Origin of the sequence: Paenibacillus fonticola DSM 21315, from assembly GCF_000381905.1 — a bacterium.
Lineage (GTDB): Bacteria > Bacillota > Bacilli > Paenibacillales > Paenibacillaceae > Fontibacillus > Fontibacillus fonticola.
On sequence record NZ_KB907261.1, the window covers coordinates 107934 to 124428 of the forward strand.

Here is a 16495-nt window from a genome sequence, read left to right on the forward strand (position 1 = left end):
ATGTCCAGCCAGAACCGGAGCTTTCAAATTACACACGCCGAGGTCGTAACGCCAAGGGGAATCATTCATGACGGCGCTGTGATCGTAGAGGAAGGCGTTATCGCCTATGTGGGCTCAGCATCAGGATTGCCTTCGAATTCTCCGGCTTCTGCTGCAACGATTGACGCTGGCGGAAACTATGTGATCCCCGGATTTATCGATGTACATGTTCACGGCGGCATGCTTGAGGATTTCTCCATTCCGGGCAAAGATGCCTTCGATGCGATTACAAGGCTCCATTGCAGCCAGGGAACGACATCCATGCTGGCTACTACGATGACAATGCCATACGATGTCATCGATGAAGTGCTGGCGGAAGTTCACGAATATATGCTGAATGACATGCCATATGCGCAGTTGGTTGGAGTTCATTTGGAGGGGCCATTTATTAGCCCGGAATGGCCGGGGGCTCAAAACCCCGCGCATATTGTGCCGCCAAACCGCTCTTGGGTTGAGGCTTGGAACACCAAGTACCCGGGACTGATCAAACAGGTTACGTTTGCTCCCGAGCGGGAGGGAGCTCTGGAGCTGATCCGCTATCTTCGCAAAGAAGGAATCGTCGCAGCAGCAGGACATACAGATGCGACCTACGAAGAGATTACAGCAGCCGTTGAAGTCGGACTGCATCATGCCGTTCACACTTTTAACGCTATGACTCCGCTTCATCACCGTAAACCAGGAACGGCTGGTGCTGTACTAAGCACTCCGGCGATCAGCGCGGAGATTATCGCTGACGGCATTCACGTCCATCACGCGGCTATTCGTCTGCTCGCCCAAGTTAAAAATAGCGGCAACCTGATCTTGATTACGGACGCTATGTCGGCAGCGGGGCTTGGGGACGGCGAATACAAACTAGGCGATCTCCCCGTAATCGTAAAAGATAATGTGTGTACTCTTAAGGACAGCGACAATACTCTTGCCGGCAGCACATTAACGATGATCCGCGGCTTCCGCCATTTAGTAAAGGAAGTCGGTCTTTCGGTGGAAAGAGCCTCCGAAGCTGCCAGCTTGAATCCGGCAAAACTCATCCGCATTGACCATTTGACCGGCTCTATTGAGACAGGGAAGCAAGCTGATTTACTGCTAGTTGATCAGGAATTAAATTTGCAGGCCACCTGGGTGAAGGGGCGTAAGTTCGACTCCTGATTGTTTTTAGGGAAAAAGAAACTGGCGCAATTCGCCCATAACTTGTTTCTTAATAACAGAAACTAGCTCAATTCAGCTTAAACTGTATGTTTTATCGAAAAAGCAGCAGCTTAGGATTTTGTATTCTCCTCCTGGCTGCTGCTTTTTACCTGTCGAAAAGCTGACTTTTTTACCTGGTTACTCCGCCTGAAAATCCTGTTCCGGCACCCGTACCAGTTCCTGTAGTACCGGATATCCCCGTTCCTGTACCTGTTGTTCCTGTACCTCTAGGAACACTGGTGTTTCTATACCCGCTCGGTCCAGTCATCGTTCCGGCACGGCCAGGAAAAATTCGATTAACAAGCTGTTCAAAGTCAGTTACATATCCTTGTAAAGTTGCTCCGCTGCGTGAATGCGTCGCATAGTTGCTTACATGGTTTACAAATTCCTGATGTCCAGATACGTGCACATTACGAATATGAGGCGCTGTTTTCTTTACGGCTGCAGATATTTTATCTTTTACGGTCTGGGGAACATTATCGACCAATGCAGCTCCGGTTCCCGTTCCCAGTCCGACAACGGATCCATTCCCTGTACCATCCACAACGTTTGTGTTTCTATTGCGGGTCGTCATACCGAGGCCATCGGTTCGGCCGGTACCGGTCATCCCTCGGTTACCCCGAGTTGTATCAAACAGACTTCCGGCTACACCCGATCTGCCCATAATGCCTCGTCCTAAACCGTCATTTCCCGTTCCGCGCGGCCCATAATTATTACCATAGGTTCCCGGATTCATTGCCCCGCTCCCCATATCAAAGCCTGAGCCATAACCTGTTCCATAGCCCGTTCCATAATTCGCTGTTCCATAACCTGTTGTCCCGTAGTTCACTGTACCGGGAGTTCTTCCATAGTTTGCTAAACCGCTTGGTGTATTCATGATGTTTGTAGCACCATGGCTCGTCGTTCCATAGTTTGAAGTCATCCCTCGTCCTTGGCCAACCGACCGCCCATGCCTTTGATCGTGAAGCGTTACGGCTACATAAGCATCACGGTCTGTAACGACAACATGCGCGGATTGAACCTCGCTAAGCTGAGATACTTTATTGCTTAGAGCCGGACTGTACTTCAAAGAATTGATGCGCTCGCTTTGGCCATCACCAAGGTTGCGAGTAAGATTACGGTTACCGTCACGCAGCGAATTTACGTTATAATTTCGCTGATTCACATTCCGTAAACTTTGTGACCGCATATTGTTGTCCGTTCTAGGCCCACAGCCCGTCACTCCAACCAAACTGGCGATTAACGTCGCGGACAACGATAAGCTAACGACTTTGGCAATTCGCATGTAGTCATCCCCCGTCATTAAAGTAATGTATGATGAACATCTGTTAGGATGCACTCATAGGGGGATCGGCATACAGGTAAACATATCCGGGTAAATAGTTATTCCAACTAAATGGTTTGCAGCATATGCATAAAATTCAAACATCCATAACTGCAGCTCGGGATAATAAAATCTTAAAGAATGTCCTGTTACAAAAATCCCTTCCAGTTTTTAGTGTCCTTGATACGGCCGATCCAAGCGATAATGGGTGCTGTGGGGGGAGCTGAAGGCTGGCGATAGGCAAATACATTTGAATCAAAACAATTATTAAAGCAAAACAAAGGGATTTCGGGCAACAATTCCTGGCATAATGAAGTAATATGCGGGAGCCCATTCGGATGCTTGCTTTGCAATGGACTGCCTTAAATCCGCATCCATCATCATTCTGTTTATCAGCTCTGCCAACTGTTCTTCATTCGCATCATCAAACAGCAGCCCCGTGCGGCCATCTCAATCAGAAAGTATACGCAGCCTGACATGAATTTATTATGGTTCATGCCCGAAATGGCGCCAACAGCTATTTGCGCCCCTCCTTCCAAATGAATACAGGCGAGGGCATGCCCGAACAGACAACTACGTCGGCAATTTCATCTCCATCCATATCATGAACCGCCAGCTTCTCCCGAATTCGTCATAGGCCCGCTTTCCAGTCATCGCAAAAATAAGACCGCTATCCCGGTTCCAGTCTCAATACCGTCATAGCTGTGCCAAACCTGGCGTAATCCTCATCTCCCGTCCATTTGTGATGCAGCTTCCCGTTTTGGCCGGAGAATACATAAACGACTCCGCACTCTATTTTGTCCGCAGCACTGGCCCGGGATGCAGCAACGATAATTTCCGGTATGCCATCCCCATTGACATCACCAACGGCCAAGGATGAGCCGAAACAATTGCCTTAATTTTCCCCGCTCAATGTAAATGAGGCTTCAAGTCATGGGAAAATACATATACCTTGCCTTTATAATAATGAGGAATCGGATTAACGCCATCTTCATCCTCAATATCGGTTGCGGTGCTCGCGGAAATAATCCACTCCTCAAGCCCATCCCCATTAATATCGCAGTGACAATAAGGTCTCCGAACCGATCGTGCTGGCGTTCTCCTCCCAAACGATTCCACAAATAAAACGGCAGCCGATTACTCAATTTCATACCTCCTTATACGGTCACTTCAATATCTAATGGTTCAAGAGTACTCACAACGATTTTCCTAGTTCTCAGCCCGCTGCTCATCGGCACAGACCAGCCCAGCTCATAATTTCCGGGCTGAACGTCATGAAACCTGAACCTGCCGACTGCATCACTCGAAATCGACCGAAGGACAACACCGGAAATATCCAGCAAATGGATATTGGCATTTGAAACCGGACGGCTGCTAGCCGTATCAAGCACTTTACCCAGTAAACTGGTTACATGGATAATCCCGCCTTCCTTTATCCCTTTATAATTTTTGGAGCAGTACTTCAACGCGGCTATAAAATCTTGCTCCCAAAGTACGGGCTCACTGCCCTTAGTGACCGCTTTTTCATATACGTGAAGCATCTGCTCAAGCATCACCATGTCGTTCCATACAGCAAGCGCACGCTTTCTTGCTTCCCTTGAGAGCTCAGCACGCAGCTCCTCATCCTGGATCAGCAGCAGCAGCTTTTCATACAGCTCCTGTACATTTCTAGGCTCAGCAAGCAATCCATTGATCCCTTCCTCAATCATCTCTACAATGCCGCCTGTTCTGGAAGCTACCACGGGTTTGCCAAGGCTCTGTGCTTCAATAATGGAATAGGGGAGATTATCCTGCAGGGAAGGAAAAACTACAATGTCCGCCTGAGAGAGCAGCTGGGGAACGTCGTCCCGATTTCCCAAAAGAAAAACGTGATTTCCAAGTCCTAAGTTATTTACCTGCTGCTCCAGTTCCCTCCGCATCACGCCATCGCCGATCAACCAGCAGACGACATTCTCCGTAACATCTGCGAGCTTTCTCATCGCTTGCAGCAGATAAGTTTGTCCCTTGATCACTACAAATCGTGCCGGGCAAGCGATAACTGTCTTCCTTTTGTCGATATTTTTTTGAACTGCCTCATCTAAACTTGCTTTCGTCTCGGATTCTTTTAGCAGATCTCGGTATGCTTTCTGATTAAGACCATAAGGGATTATACTTTCACTAGGATGGTTCACGTGAAAATAGGACAGGTTTGCCGAGAGCCAGCGGCTTGGCACAATCAGGCAGTCGGGCGACATCGAGCCGAAATATTCCTCGAGCGACAAGTAATCCCGCTCCAGCCTGGAGCGAACCTGAATCTCGTTGTTAGCGATCCATTCCGTAGCCTGACAGCTATGAATCGAAGTTACAAGCGGAACGTGCGGTGGCTTGGCTTTACGGCAAACATAGGAAGAGATAATATCCTGTGCATGGATTAAATCATAGTCTTCCAATGGAATTTCATTACAAACTAATTCAAAAGCGTACTTCTCGGTCTCTCTCCATAAAATCCATGGGGTAGGTTCAATCCCGCCCCGTTTGAAAATTAGCTTCACGGCAGACTCTGCTGTTTTTAGATAGGACTGTTTATGAATGGAAACACCGCTTTGTACGAAGTAATACTTAGTCAGGTTAGGATGCTGAGCAAGCACATCTACCTCATGGCCCATTTCTTCCAAGCGTGAGCGAACAATGTTCAGGTGTGTTGAAACACCACCAATGTGCGGGTAGGACCAGTACGTAACTAGCAATATTCTCATGAAACGTCTCACCCCACTCTGCTGCTCAATTCATAGACAGTAAATCTTTGAATATATTAGCAATATATTCGCTGCCAATTGATTTGCTTTATGCGCTTGGCTTATTTTCCTGCATAAAAAGAGAAAACCACTAGACAATCGTCTCGTGGTTAAGAGAGTTGCATATTTAGTTCAGCTTCAGGAGCCCTATTAAAGCTTATCCTCATCCTTAACTGCATCTCCACCAAGCTGGTCGTCATATTCATCCGTCAGCTCATCATCATTGTATTCCGAAATATATTCAGGGACATACTCGACAATATCGTCCTCAGCAATCGGAAGATAGTGCTGGCTTATTTCTGTTCTGGCTCATTCTAAATCCAACTCCTTATACTAATATTAGAATCTTGCTTGCAATATCAACGGTTACGATAGACAGTATATTCCGTAAAATAGAATGGTATGGACATCCGATCATTTATATTAAATTCATTCAACAGCAAAAGACAGCCTCCCTATAAAGAAGCTGCCGTTTGCTCTTAAATGATCGTTCATAAGCTCAGACTGGCTCGACCGTAATTTGTCCGGCCAACGAGGAGGTCGCATTGGCCGGAAGAACAGTTCAAACGGATTCATCCGTTTCGGCCATGCCTGCTTCGGAACTAACCGCTTCAATACCGTTCTCCGATGACAATATTTGAATGAAGGCAGGATCAGGATACATTTCAAATGGGAACGCGTTCTCGAAAGGGGGAATTTGCGCTGGAACAGCATTTTCCAAAGTTTCAGGCTGCTCAGGGGATACGGAAACGGCTTTCCCAGGACCAGGATGAAGAAGTTCAATAGGCACAGGCGTCAATGGCTCGACAACCGGTACTGAGTTTCCTGGATATAATAATATAGGGTCACCCGGTGGAGAAAGCACGGCAACGGATTGCGGAGTCAACTGATCTGCAGGATTCCCTGCAAAACCAACGGGGAGATGGACTGTGTTCTCTGGAGCGGCCCAAAGGGGCGGGGATAATGGAGCAGCTAGGTTGGGATTGACTGACTGGCTTGTTGGCGGGTGAATCAATTGAGTTCTAAGCTGTCTCCCCTGTCGGCGAGGGGAAGAAGCAGCAAATCTTCTTTTGTTAGGATGATGCCGCAATCTGCTCCTTCTGATTAATAAACGTTTACGGCTGTGAGCTTTTCTTCTTATAAAATAATATTTACGGCGCCGGGACGCTCTTTTTTGCAAAATCATTCTTGTGCGCTTTTGCGTGAGTATTGGCTTTGATTGTTTCAGGCCTTGTCTATTTACTGCTTTCTTCACTGTTTTCTTTACTGCTTTCTTCTCGGACACCAGCCCTTTGTTCGAATTGGTACTCTCAGACTGTACGATACGCATCCCCTGTCTAACCCAGGGCTTACCGGGACGAGGCAGACTTGTAGAATAACCCGTAAACATACTTATATCCTCCCTAGTGTATATAAGTTGAACAAATCAAATGAATGTGTGGCAAGTACATAAAATGTTCCTACGATCGATATTGCGCCCGAATTTCTTGGATGATATACGTTCATAAGAAGTAAAAGTCCGGTCGGATCATTTCTCTCCCTTGCCTGCAGCCCATTTTTTAGTTCATCTTATATAGATCGTTGTGTTACTGCAGACTGATAGGCATCCATCTTTTTGTCGATCATCGTTCGCAGTGACCAGCGCTGTATAGCCCATTGTCTCGCTGTTTCATCAATCCGGCTGCGCAGCGCGTCATCCTGCAAAATATGCAGCAGATTGCTGTACATCGCCTCACTATTTCCTGCGGGAGACATCATGCCTGTAGTGCCATGCAATACCATTTCGGGAATCCCGCCCGCATCGGAGCAAACAATCGGTTTGACACGCCATAATGCTCTAGTTGAGACGATATCCTGGGTGTGGATTAAATCATACTGTTGCAGTCCAAAAGCAGTGGCAGCGACCTCAAAACAATATCTCTCGATATCTCTCCATCTGATCCATGGATCCACATGCCTCATTTCCCGCTCGTAATAACCGTAAATTTTCTCATAAATAGGATCCTTTACTTTAGCCTTCTCCAGCTTTCGTCCATTGTTTGGCATGTAATAATTTTGCATATCAGGGAGATGCGCAAAAATACCGACGGAATGTCCCATTCGCTACAGTTCTTGCTTCAAGGCATCCACGTAAGTAGACACTCCGCCGACATGCGGCAAATAAAAATAGGAGGTCAGCAGTATGTTCATTTTCCCCGTCCTTCCTTCTAGGAACTCATCTTATTCTATGTATTGCCCCAGTAAACCGTCAGGGACATCTAACTATTTCACATTGGAAGCTCTTTATAGACTTGTCTTCTATCCAATCAACTACCTTATCTCTCAGTAGATTAAACAATTGATAATCGTTTATTTCTCTAAATCTCCTGCAGGATACCCTACTATTTTTTCTATGGCTGGTTCTATGATCTATACCAATGAAAGACTAGCTGAATAGCATATACAAACAATAGAAAAGGAGTGAGACAAATGGATCATGATAAAGCCAGCATAGCCATCATTGGACTAGGGTACGTGGGGCTCCCGTTAGCCGGACTATTCCTAAGCCAGGGACATACAGTTTATGGCATCGATGTAGATTCCAGCAAGATTCTCAAGCTGGAAAACCGTCAAAGCTATTTATCCGATTTTTCTAGTAAAGAGATTCGAGCCCTGTTCGCGGATGGCCGCTTCCATGTTAGCGATTCCTTCTCCGAGGCAGGCAAGACGAAGGCGATTATAATATGCGTCCCTACCCCATTAGACGGCAATAGCAATCCCGACCTGACTTATATCAAGAAGGCCATCACCCATATGCTGCCGTATGTACAGAAAGGACATTTGATCGTACTGGAGAGCTCTACCTATCCGGGTACGACTGAGGAAGAATTGAAGCCTATGCTGGAATCGACCGGACTTGCTGTCGGTAAGGATATATTTCTCGCTTATTCGCCTGAGAGAATCGACCCCGGCCCCAAACACCTCCCCCTGCAAAATATACCGAAAGTTCTTAGCGGAGTTTCCGAAGCGTGTACAGCCCTTGCCAAAAGCGTATATGAAAGTATTTTCCGCCGAATCGTCGTCGTCTCCTCACCACGTGTTGCCGAATTCACGAAGTTGCTGGAAAACTGTCAGCGTCTCGTGAACATCTCTTTCATGAATGAACTAGCAATTCTGTGCGAGAAAATGGACATCGATCTATGGGAAGCTATCGATGCAGCAAGCACGAAGCCGTACGGCTTCACTTCCTATTATCCCGGACCCGGGATCGGAGGCCATTGCATCCCTGCAGATCCTCTCTATTTGCAATGGAAGGCTAGACAATATGGCAGTGACCTGCAATTTATACAGCTTGCTCATGAAGTAAATAAATCTATGCCGGATTATATCGTAGAGAGAGTCAGTCAATCTCTTGTCAAATCGAAGCCTTTGCGGGACAGCAGTGTTCTGGTTCTCGGTGTTACTTACAAGAAGGACTTGAATGATCTTCGAGAATCCCCCTCCCTGACGATCATTGAAAAATTGCTGAATCTAGGAATCAAGATCAACTTCCACGATCCCTTTATACCGCAGATCCAAATAGCAGAACGGCAAATCGAAGGTATTCCGCTCACTAAACGGAACATTCAGCAGCACGACTGCGTGCTTATTCTGACCGATCATTCGTCCATTCCCTATGATTCCCTGACCGCAATCGCCGGGCTGATTATCGATACCCGAAATGCAACGAAGCAGGCCAAGCGCCGCGACAATGTCATTGTGATCTAAACTCTAATTTGGGGTGAGGTGGTTTTCCCATGAACATTCTAGTTACAGGTGGAGCCGGATTCATAGGTTCTCATCTTGTAGAGAAGCTGCTGAAAATGGGGCATTTCGTTTGGTCCCTGGACGATATGTCTACTGGACGCATGCAATTTTTGAGCGAAATAACCGAGAACAACCGGCATTCTATTATACATGGCTCGGTGACAGATAAATATTTATTGCGAGGGTTAATTGAGCGCTGCGAGGTTGTATTCCATTTAGCCGCCGTGCTGGGTGTGAAAAATACAGTGGAGAATCCTCTCAAAGTCATTGAAGGCAATATCGATGGTACGCGCAACATTCTGGAACTGGCCCACCAACACCATGTCAAAGTCGTATTCTCCTCCACGTCTGAAATATACGGGCGCAATACCAAGCTTCCTTTCAGGGAGGATTCAGAACGGGTACTCGGTGCCCCATCGATTCATCGCTGGTGCTATGCAACGGCCAAAGCGATCGACGAGCATTTGTGCTTCGCCTATGCGGAGAAAGGCCTCCCGGTATCTATTGTACGTTATTTCAATGCATATGGACCAAGGCAAACATCATCCCAATACGGCGGGGTTGTGTCACGCTTCATCAAGGCTGCTCTGCTCAATCAACCGCTTGAAATACACAGTGACGGAAGCCAAGTGCGCTGCTTCACATTTGTCGGGGATTCGGTTGACGGCACGATCGCGGCGATGAATGAACAGGCAAATGGGCAGGCCTTTAATATTGGTTCAGAACATCCGATTACGATTCTCGGCCTGGCCCATAAAATCCGTGAACTATCCGCATCCTCCTCTCCTATCGTTTATGTCCCATACTCAAAAGCCTATGGGGCCGGTTATGAGGATATGCCCGCTCGTGTCCCAGATATTTCCAAGGGTCGGCGGATTCTTCATTACGAACCGGTCGTCTCTCTTGACGAGGGGCTGAAAATATCTATTGATTGGTACAAACATCAGCTTAAAGACGGTAGATTATCATGAAAATCTACCGTCTTTAAGCCTGTTATAAACCTATATCATTTTAGAAAATCTGGGCGCAACAGCGATCGTAGGAACGTTTTACGTACTTGCCCCACATCCATTTCAATTGTTTCAACTTATATAGATTAAAGAGAGAGCTGACCCCGAAGGAGGTGTAGTAATCTGCTTACGGGAACAGCTCTTTTTCTATTTATAGATCACTTTTATATGTTCATATATTCATTCTCGACAATATTTGAAGGAGCGGGCCGCGGCAGCGGCTTTGCGTGGATTCATATTCCTGTTTAATGTTCGCCTGGTGAATTACCGTTCCCATCGCGTCATGCCAGCGGTAGCCGGTAAGCGATTCATTTAAATAGGGAAAGTGGACTCCTCTCTGGATCACCCTATGCCACATATCCAAATCATGCGTATAAGGAAGACCTTCATTAAATAAGCCGATGGCAGAAAACAGCTCTCGCCTGAACATTACCGTGCATCCATTCACCGGATTGGAATTCAAAAAACTGCGATAAAACTCGACACTGCTTGTAAACTGGCTCTCCTGGGCCACATCATATTTGGTTACATGGGTTGCGCTATCGATATAATTGTAATTCGTATGGGAAATATACGCATTATGCGCTCTCATAAACTGCACCTGATGGTTAACTTTCTCCCGATAAAATATATCGTCAGAGCTTAGCCAGGCGATATAGTCCCCTTTTGCATGGCGAATTCCGTGATTCAGCGCGGTAGCCGTTCCTCCATTGGCTTTACCGAGATAATAAATATAAGGCAAATATGGGGTCAAGCGCTCCTGCTGCGATACAGAGCCATCATCAATCACTATGATTTCGATCGGACTGTAGGATTGGTCGAGCGCGCTGCGAACGGCTTGATCGACATAGGAACAGTTGTAAAATGGGATGATGATCGTCACAAGCGGCCTCATCTTCTTCCCCCTTTCATCTCTTGCATATAGTGCATGACATCCCGGAGAGAGACGGAGAAAGGAATTTCTGCTCTCCAGCCCATGCTCTCCAGTTCTTCAGCGCGTATCGCCCCGCTCGTAGTTTCCGCTATTGAGGATTCCCCCCATTCGATGGACGGACTGCTATTTGCAATAGACAACAGCTGGTCAGCTGCCTCCCCCAAGCTGCGTTCAACCCCTGAACAGACCGGATATATGCGGCCCTTTTCCCCTTGTGCCAGCAAATATCCGTAAGCCCGGACAGCATCCCGAACGTCGAGGAAATCCCTTCTGAACGCCCGCGACGATACCCGGAAAGCTGCTCTTTGCTTGCCTTGCTGCACCTCAACAACATATTGAGCGAGAAGGGAACAAAATCCTGTTGAAGGACCTGGTCCGATCAAGTTGGACGGTTCTGCCAGCATAATAAATTGACCGAACAGCTTCTGCCAGGATTGGCTGACTGCTTTTTGTATGCTTTTGCTTAACCCATACGGATGAAGCGGGCGATAAGAAGCCGATAATTCGGAGGATAGGCGCGATCCTGTAATAAGTATTCGGCTGGCTGGAAAAGAACGAAGCGCGTCAAGAAGATATGTCATCGCTAATACATTGGACTCTATATATGTGAGCGGTGCCTCCCAAGATTCAGCTACCGAATTTTTGCCCCCGAGATGAAGCACGTAATCAGGACCTACCTCGCTAACGATACTGGCCAACTCTTGTTTATGAAGCAAATCACAGGTGTAATAATACACGCCGTCGTACTTGGGGCAGCTTCCTTCCTTATGAACAATGGCGGCTACTTGCATTCCAAGCCCCGTAAAGTACCGGCAGGCATGCCTGCCGGTAAAGCCTGAAGCTCCAGTAATAAGAACCGTGCCCTTCAGGAGCGATTCTGTTCCATCCATACCGCCAACTCCTTCAGCATGTCACGATAGTGAGGAACTTCGTAATTCCAATCCTTTCGCGTAGATATGATGCTGCGATCCTGAACCGGTTCATCCACCGGATCAACATTGATGTGCTCAAGCCCCCATATTTCCTTAAATAGCAAGAGCAGTTCATACTTGCTGATGGCTTCCGGATAAGCAAGATGAACAAGGCCCGATATGGACGAGTGCAGCAGCCCATCTATCACCTTCGCTAATTCAAGCGTCGTCACCCCGTTCCAATAGACGTTCCGATATCCATGGACAGTACCTGTACACTGTGTAAACCAGTGCATTAAACCGATGCCTCTCGAACGGATCTCCGGGCCAATAATGGACGTCCGAATGGTGACATGGCCAGGTGCCCTCACTTCGCCGAGCGCCTTAGTCAGCGCATAGGCAGTTGTACCATCGGGCTCATCATCCTCCTGGTAACGGCCGCGCGTTCCTAAAAATACACAATCGGAGCTAATATGAATCAGCCGGGCACCGATCGCGTCAGCGGCACATCGCAAACGATGCGGAAGCATCCCGTTAATAGAGTAGGCATTGATCCTGTCGGCTTCTGCAAACTGATTAAGCACGCCAATCGCGTTAATAATAGCATCCGGACGAACCAAGTGAATCGCCTGATCTACCGCATGACTATCGGAGGCATCCAGGACAAGACCTAAGGGATCATCAAGATCCCTGGTCGTGTAAAAAACCGCGTGCCTGCCCTGCCGCTTGAAATAATCGACAATCATGTGGCCCGCCATGCCGCTTCCGCCCAGCACCAGCACCTTCATGACAGGAATCCTCCGCGGTCTAATATTTGGCGAATTTCCTCTTTGCTCATCAAATTATACTTCGAACTGAAGCTGCTGAACGTTACGGGAGGATAGTCTTTATAACGCTCTTTCAGCTCGGGAAAATGAAGTGTCGGCAATATAACTAAATATTGCTCGTCATAGACAACGGTAGTCTGACTTTCAAAATCACTCATCAAAATCTCATGAATTTTCTCCCCGGGACGTATCCCGCTCTCTACCAGCTTCACATTCGGTACTCCCGCATCTTCAACGAGTACCTCCGCCAAATCTACGATACGGCAGGCCGGCATCGTCATGACAAAAATTTCTCCCCCAAGACTCTCCATGGTCGCTTTAAACAGCAATGAAATAGCATCTGGCAGAGTAAGAAAAAAACGGGTCATATTCATGTCCGTAATTTGTATTTGACTCTTCTGTCTAATTTGGTTTTTGAATAAATGAATAACACTACCATTCGTACCAAGTACATTGCCTCCCCGTACGGTAACGAATCGGGTATTGCTGCCGAGCAGGTTAGCATAGACGATCAATTTTTCGCCAATCGCCTTGGTCATCCCGTAGAAATTGGAAGGATTCGCTGCCTTATCGGTCGAGATATAAATGACTTTCTTCACTTCATTTTCAATCGCGGCTTCAATCACATTTTGTGTTCCGATCACATTCGTCTTCAGCGCTTCATAGGGCTGATCCTCACAGACGGGAACATGCTTTAGGGCTGCCAGGTGAAAAACATAATCCATGCCCTGTGTGGCGGTCCTTAGCGCTTCCTTGTCGCGAATGTCGCCGATACAGAAGCTAAGACGCTGTTCTTCAAATTGACGACTCATCGCGACTTGAGCAGATTCATTGCGGGAATAAACTATAATTTCCTGGGGCTGCTGAGGCAGCAGTTGAGTAATTAATTCATGCCCCCAGGAACCGGTGCCGCCAGTAACCAGTATTCGTTTGTTCTCAAACATCCCGTTTCCCTCCAAACATAAATTTGACTACTGTAGCCGCCACATTGTCAGCCAAGTACCCCTTGGGACACTCCCATTCCCGGTTTAATTCTGTCATGAGTACAGCCGCAGCCAACATGCGCTCCGCATTTAGTCCCGATACAATGTTGCTGCCGCAATCCACCGTTTCCGGCCGCTCCGTCGACTTGCGGATCGTAACGGTCGGCACTTGCATGATGCAGCACTCTTCCTGCACCGTGCCGCTGTCGGTCAATGCGCACAGCGTATGCCGCTCCAGGTTAACGAAGTCAAAGAATCCAAACGGCTGATGAAATTCAACGAGCGGATGCATTTTCTGCTGCAAATTACGGTCGATTCGGGATTGGGTTCGGGGATGGATGCTGCATATAAGGCGCTTCCCGAAGGTTTCAGCAATCTTATTCAGCCCCTGCATAATTTCATGCAAATGCTTAGGATGGTCTACATTTTCTGCCCGATGAACAGTCACAAGAAAATACTCTCCAGTTCGCAGCTTCAGCCGTTCCAAAACATCGCTGTTCAGAATTTGTTCCTCATAATGCTTCATGACCTCGTAAATCGGATTTCCCGTAAGCACGATTCGCGCCGTTGGAAAACCTTCGGCGATCAAATGACGTTTGCTCTGTTCCGTATATGGCATATTAATGGAAGAAATGGCATCAATTACTCTCCGGTTTTTCTCTTCCGGCACATCCAAATCAAAGCAACGGTTCCCTGCTTCCATATGAACGACCGGTATTCCCATCCGTTCAGCTAAAATTGCGCATAAAGCGCTATTTGTATCACCAAGCAGCAGCACCCGTTCCGGACGCTCCGTCTCCAGAATTGTTTCCATTTGCGAGAACATCGCAGCCAGTTGACGGCCCAGTGAGGCCTTGCGATCCTGAAGAACATAGTCAGGCTGTCTGAGCCCTAGCTGCTCGAAAAATATCCCGCTCAGGCTGGAAGTAAAGTTCTGCCCCGTATGCACCAGCACGTGCTTATCGGCATATTGATCCAATAGGGGAATGATTAGACTTAGCCGAATAATTTCCGGGCGTGTGCCAAGTATCGTCATGATTCTCACTATCTCATCTCCCTGCTGTGTAATCCGTTCTCGCTGTTTTACGCATCACACCGGTGAACACGCTCAAGCAACTCTTCTGCTCTTGCTGCGGGACCTGCCGGCAGGCGTGCCGTGAGATCTGCTGCGGGAGATGCTGCGAGCCTTGCTGCTGAACCTGCTTGCAGTCCCATTGCGGGATCTGCTGCGTGGCCTGCTGCGGGAGATCCCGCCAGACTTGACACGTGGCCTGCTGCGAGAGAACCCGCCAGTCTTGACGCGTGGCCTGCTGCGAGAAATTCCGCCAAGCTTGCCGCGTGGCTTGCCGCGTGGCTTGCTGCGAGATCTGATGCGAGATCTGCTGCGCAGTACCAGCCTTCTTCGGCGGCTCCGCTGAGTTTGCAAGGAAGAACGCCGCCCGCGAGGCTGTTCCGGTTCAGGGAGCCTTTCCTCCGGACTTCTCACCGAGGTGCCATTTTGTTGCGATACAGCTTCAGAGTGCTCCGGAAGCGGGATCACGCTGCGGGATAGCTGGTTCATTCGCTCGATAACCTGCTGTAATCTGCTCTCATAGGCCTCCCTTCCAAAACTGGCTTCTATCCGCCGCCGATTGTCTTTACCAATCGTTTCAATCCGTCCAGGCTCCTCGAGGAGCTGTGCTATTTTCGCGGTCAGTTCACCACGATTTCCTGCGGCAGCGAGGTACCGTTCATTTCCTGTATGCCGCAGTATTTCCTCAAGCCCCCCTGATGCGTAAGCAACGACCGGCCTGCCGACAATCATTCCCTCCATAGCGGTCAGGCCAAAGCCTTCGCACTGTATGCTGGGAATAACAACGATGTCCATAGCGCTATAAGCCGCTTCAACATTCGAAACATGGTCAACGAACTTAAAGCGTTCGGCACATCCGGATTCCTGAACCAGCCTTTCCAGCGAGCGGTAAAAATCACGATCCGCTTTGTCGCCAATCAGCACGAATCGAATATGGCGAAAATCCCTGCCAAGCTCAGCAGCACTCTCGATAAAATGATGGGGCCCTTTCTCCGCAATGAGATAAGAAGAAATGTAACCGATCAGTTTCTCTTCAGGAGCAACCCCCCACTGGCGTCTCTTTTGTTTCCGCTGCTTTTCCCATGAAGCAGGATGGAAATCCTCTTCATTCCAAGACGGGTAGAGAAGGCATAGCTTCTCGGCTGATAGTGCGTGAAACGGCTGTATTGAAGCTTCCGAAATACCGATGATCAAGTCGCTGTACAGGTCGATTAAGGAGGCTGTAATACCCCTGCAACCATTGTCGCGGATAACCTCGGTAATTTGCCAAACAACTGGGATCCCTAGCGACTTTGCAGCTATAGACGGGATAATATGAACGCATGTATTTACAAATATTTGGTCCGGCTGCTCCTCCGCCAATAATTGCACCGTATGTTTGACCGAAGTGCTGTCGATCAGGTTATCAACCTCCTGCCGCAAATGCTCATGTGGTGTGTACATGCTGTATAGCAGTGGGATATCCCGTACTAAAGTGCGCGCACCCAAATCCCGGGCTAATTGGCTCAGCCTGCCTTCATTCGGCACGACAAGGATGCATTCATATAATACAGACAGCCTCTTCGCCAAAAATAACAGTAATTTTTCCGCTCCCGTTATACTCGCAGCATTGCAAACATGTGAGAACAGCATCAACTTCTTCATGTGATG

The 16495-nt window shown here is 48.0% G+C and carries 14 protein-coding genes; 3 read left to right on the forward strand and 11 right to left on the reverse strand.

The genetic code is table 11. The annotated features are described in order from the left end of the window. Entirely contained in the window at nt 1-1185 is a 1185-nt protein-coding gene (nagA, locus tag G358_RS0117530; RefSeq protein WP_019638547.1) for an N-acetylglucosamine-6-phosphate deacetylase, read from the forward strand. Between the two features lie 169 nt (nt 1186-1354). Here nagA and G358_RS0117535 read toward each other — a convergent pair whose 3' ends face one another. The 5 genes from G358_RS0117535 to G358_RS31810 form a co-directional block, all read right to left on the reverse strand. Beyond that, entirely contained in the window at nt 1355-2509 is a 1155-nt protein-coding gene (locus tag G358_RS0117535) for a YhcN/YlaJ family sporulation lipoprotein (protein WP_019638548.1), read from the reverse strand. A 709-nt stretch (nt 2510-3218) separates the two neighbouring features. Then, nucleotides 3219-3422: an FG-GAP repeat protein gene (locus G358_RS0117545; protein WP_019638550.1), complete on the reverse strand. Its 204-nt coding sequence runs from the start codon at nt 3420-3422 to the stop codon at nt 3219-3221. A 283-nt stretch (nt 3423-3705) separates the two neighbouring features. Next, on the reverse strand, nt 3706-5283 hold the full coding sequence (locus G358_RS30360; protein WP_084662821.1) for a glycosyltransferase: 1578 nt from the start codon (nt 5281-5283) through the stop codon (nt 3706-3708). Between the two features lie 601 nt (nt 5284-5884). Continuing rightward, the gene (locus G358_RS0117560) at nt 5885-6712 is read right to left on the reverse strand and encodes a hypothetical protein (RefSeq protein WP_019638553.1); all 828 of its coding nucleotides are present in this window, start codon (nt 6710-6712) and stop codon (nt 5885-5887) included. A gap of 179 nt (nt 6713-6891) precedes the next feature. Then, nucleotides 6892-7422: a glycosyltransferase gene (locus G358_RS31810; protein WP_019638554.1), complete on the reverse strand. Its 531-nt coding sequence runs from the start codon at nt 7420-7422 to the stop codon at nt 6892-6894. A 369-nt stretch (nt 7423-7791) separates the two neighbouring features. Between G358_RS31810 and G358_RS0117575 the strand changes: the two genes are divergently transcribed. Together G358_RS0117575 and G358_RS0117580 are read left to right on the forward strand one after the other, a co-directional pair. Further along, nucleotides 7792-9069, forward strand: a complete 1278-nt coding sequence (locus G358_RS0117575) for a nucleotide sugar dehydrogenase (RefSeq protein WP_019638555.1) — start codon at nt 7792-7794, stop codon at nt 9067-9069. Between the two features lie 29 nt (nt 9070-9098). Next, nucleotides 9099-10079, forward strand: a complete 981-nt coding sequence (locus tag G358_RS0117580) for an NAD-dependent epimerase/dehydratase family protein (protein ID WP_019638556.1) — start codon at nt 9099-9101, stop codon at nt 10077-10079. 211 nt (nt 10080-10290) lie between these two features. Here G358_RS0117580 and G358_RS0117585 read toward each other — a convergent pair whose 3' ends face one another. The 6 genes from G358_RS0117585 to G358_RS30370 all read right to left on the reverse strand — a co-directional run bounded on the left by G358_RS0117585 (nt 10291) and on the right by G358_RS30370 (nt 16489). After that, nucleotides 10291-11013, reverse strand: a complete 723-nt coding sequence (locus tag G358_RS0117585; RefSeq protein WP_019638557.1) for a glycosyltransferase — start codon at nt 11011-11013, stop codon at nt 10291-10293. Then, entirely contained in the window at nt 11010-11942 is a 933-nt protein-coding gene (locus G358_RS0117590; RefSeq protein ID WP_019638558.1) for an SDR family oxidoreductase, read from the reverse strand. The genes G358_RS0117585 and G358_RS0117590 overlap by 4 nt, the downstream gene beginning before the upstream one ends. After that, nucleotides 11918-12751 carry a dTDP-4-dehydrorhamnose reductase family protein gene (locus G358_RS0117595; protein ID WP_019638559.1) on the reverse strand — a complete coding sequence of 278 codons (834 nt, stop codon included), beginning with the start codon at nt 12749-12751 and terminating at the stop codon, nt 11918-11920. The genes G358_RS0117590 and G358_RS0117595 overlap by 25 nt, the downstream gene beginning before the upstream one ends. Beyond that, entirely contained in the window at nt 12748-13734 is a 987-nt protein-coding gene (locus G358_RS0117600) for a polysaccharide biosynthesis protein (protein ID WP_019638560.1), read from the reverse strand. Before G358_RS0117600 ends, G358_RS0117595 begins: the two co-directional genes overlap by 4 nt. After that, nucleotides 13727-14818: a non-hydrolyzing UDP-N-acetylglucosamine 2-epimerase gene (wecB, locus tag G358_RS0117605; RefSeq protein WP_019638561.1), complete on the reverse strand. Its 1092-nt coding sequence runs from the start codon at nt 14816-14818 to the stop codon at nt 13727-13729. Before wecB ends, G358_RS0117600 begins: the two co-directional genes overlap by 8 nt. Nucleotides 14819-14881: 63 nt before the next feature. After that, nucleotides 14882-16489, reverse strand: a complete 1608-nt coding sequence (locus tag G358_RS30370; RefSeq protein ID WP_019638562.1) for a glycosyltransferase — start codon at nt 16487-16489, stop codon at nt 14882-14884. Between the last annotated feature and the right edge of the window lie 6 nt (nt 16490-16495).

What these genes read in the sequence shown, in the direction of transcription:
- G358_RS30370 (WP_019638562.1), bottom strand. Translation starts at nt 16,489, where the DNA reads ATGAAGAAGTTGATGCTGTTCTCACATGTTTGCAATGCTGCGAGTATA.
- G358_RS0117585 (WP_019638557.1), bottom strand. Translation starts at nt 11,013, where the DNA reads ATGAGGCCGCTTGTGACGATCATCATCCCATTTTACAACTGTTCCTAT.
- G358_RS31810 (WP_019638554.1), bottom strand. Translation starts at nt 7,422, where the DNA reads ATGGGACATTCCGTCGGTATTTTTGCGCATCTCCCTGATATGCAAAAT.
- G358_RS0117595 (WP_019638559.1), bottom strand. Translation starts at nt 12,751, where the DNA reads ATGAAGGTGCTGGTGCTGGGCGGAAGCGGCATGGCGGGCCACATGATT.
- G358_RS0117580 (WP_019638556.1), top strand. Translation starts at nt 9,099, where the DNA reads ATGAACATTCTAGTTACAGGTGGAGCCGGATTCATAGGTTCTCATCTT.
- G358_RS0117560 (WP_019638553.1), bottom strand. Translation starts at nt 6,712, where the DNA reads ATGTTTACGGGTTATTCTACAAGTCTGCCTCGTCCCGGTAAGCCCTGG.
- nagA (WP_019638547.1), top strand. Translation starts at nt 1, where the DNA reads ATGTCCAGCCAGAACCGGAGCTTTCAAATTACACACGCCGAGGTCGTA.
- G358_RS0117575 (WP_019638555.1), top strand. Translation starts at nt 7,792, where the DNA reads ATGGATCATGATAAAGCCAGCATAGCCATCATTGGACTAGGGTACGTG.
- G358_RS0117590 (WP_019638558.1), bottom strand. Translation starts at nt 11,942, where the DNA reads ATGGATGGAACAGAATCGCTCCTGAAGGGCACGGTTCTTATTACTGGA.
- G358_RS30360 (WP_084662821.1), bottom strand. Translation starts at nt 5,283, where the DNA reads ATGAGAATATTGCTAGTTACGTACTGGTCCTACCCGCACATTGGTGGT.
- G358_RS0117600 (WP_019638560.1), bottom strand. Translation starts at nt 13,734, where the DNA reads ATGTTTGAGAACAAACGAATACTGGTTACTGGCGGCACCGGTTCCTGG.
- G358_RS0117535 (WP_019638548.1), bottom strand. Translation starts at nt 2,509, where the DNA reads ATGCGAATTGCCAAAGTCGTTAGCTTATCGTTGTCCGCGACGTTAATC.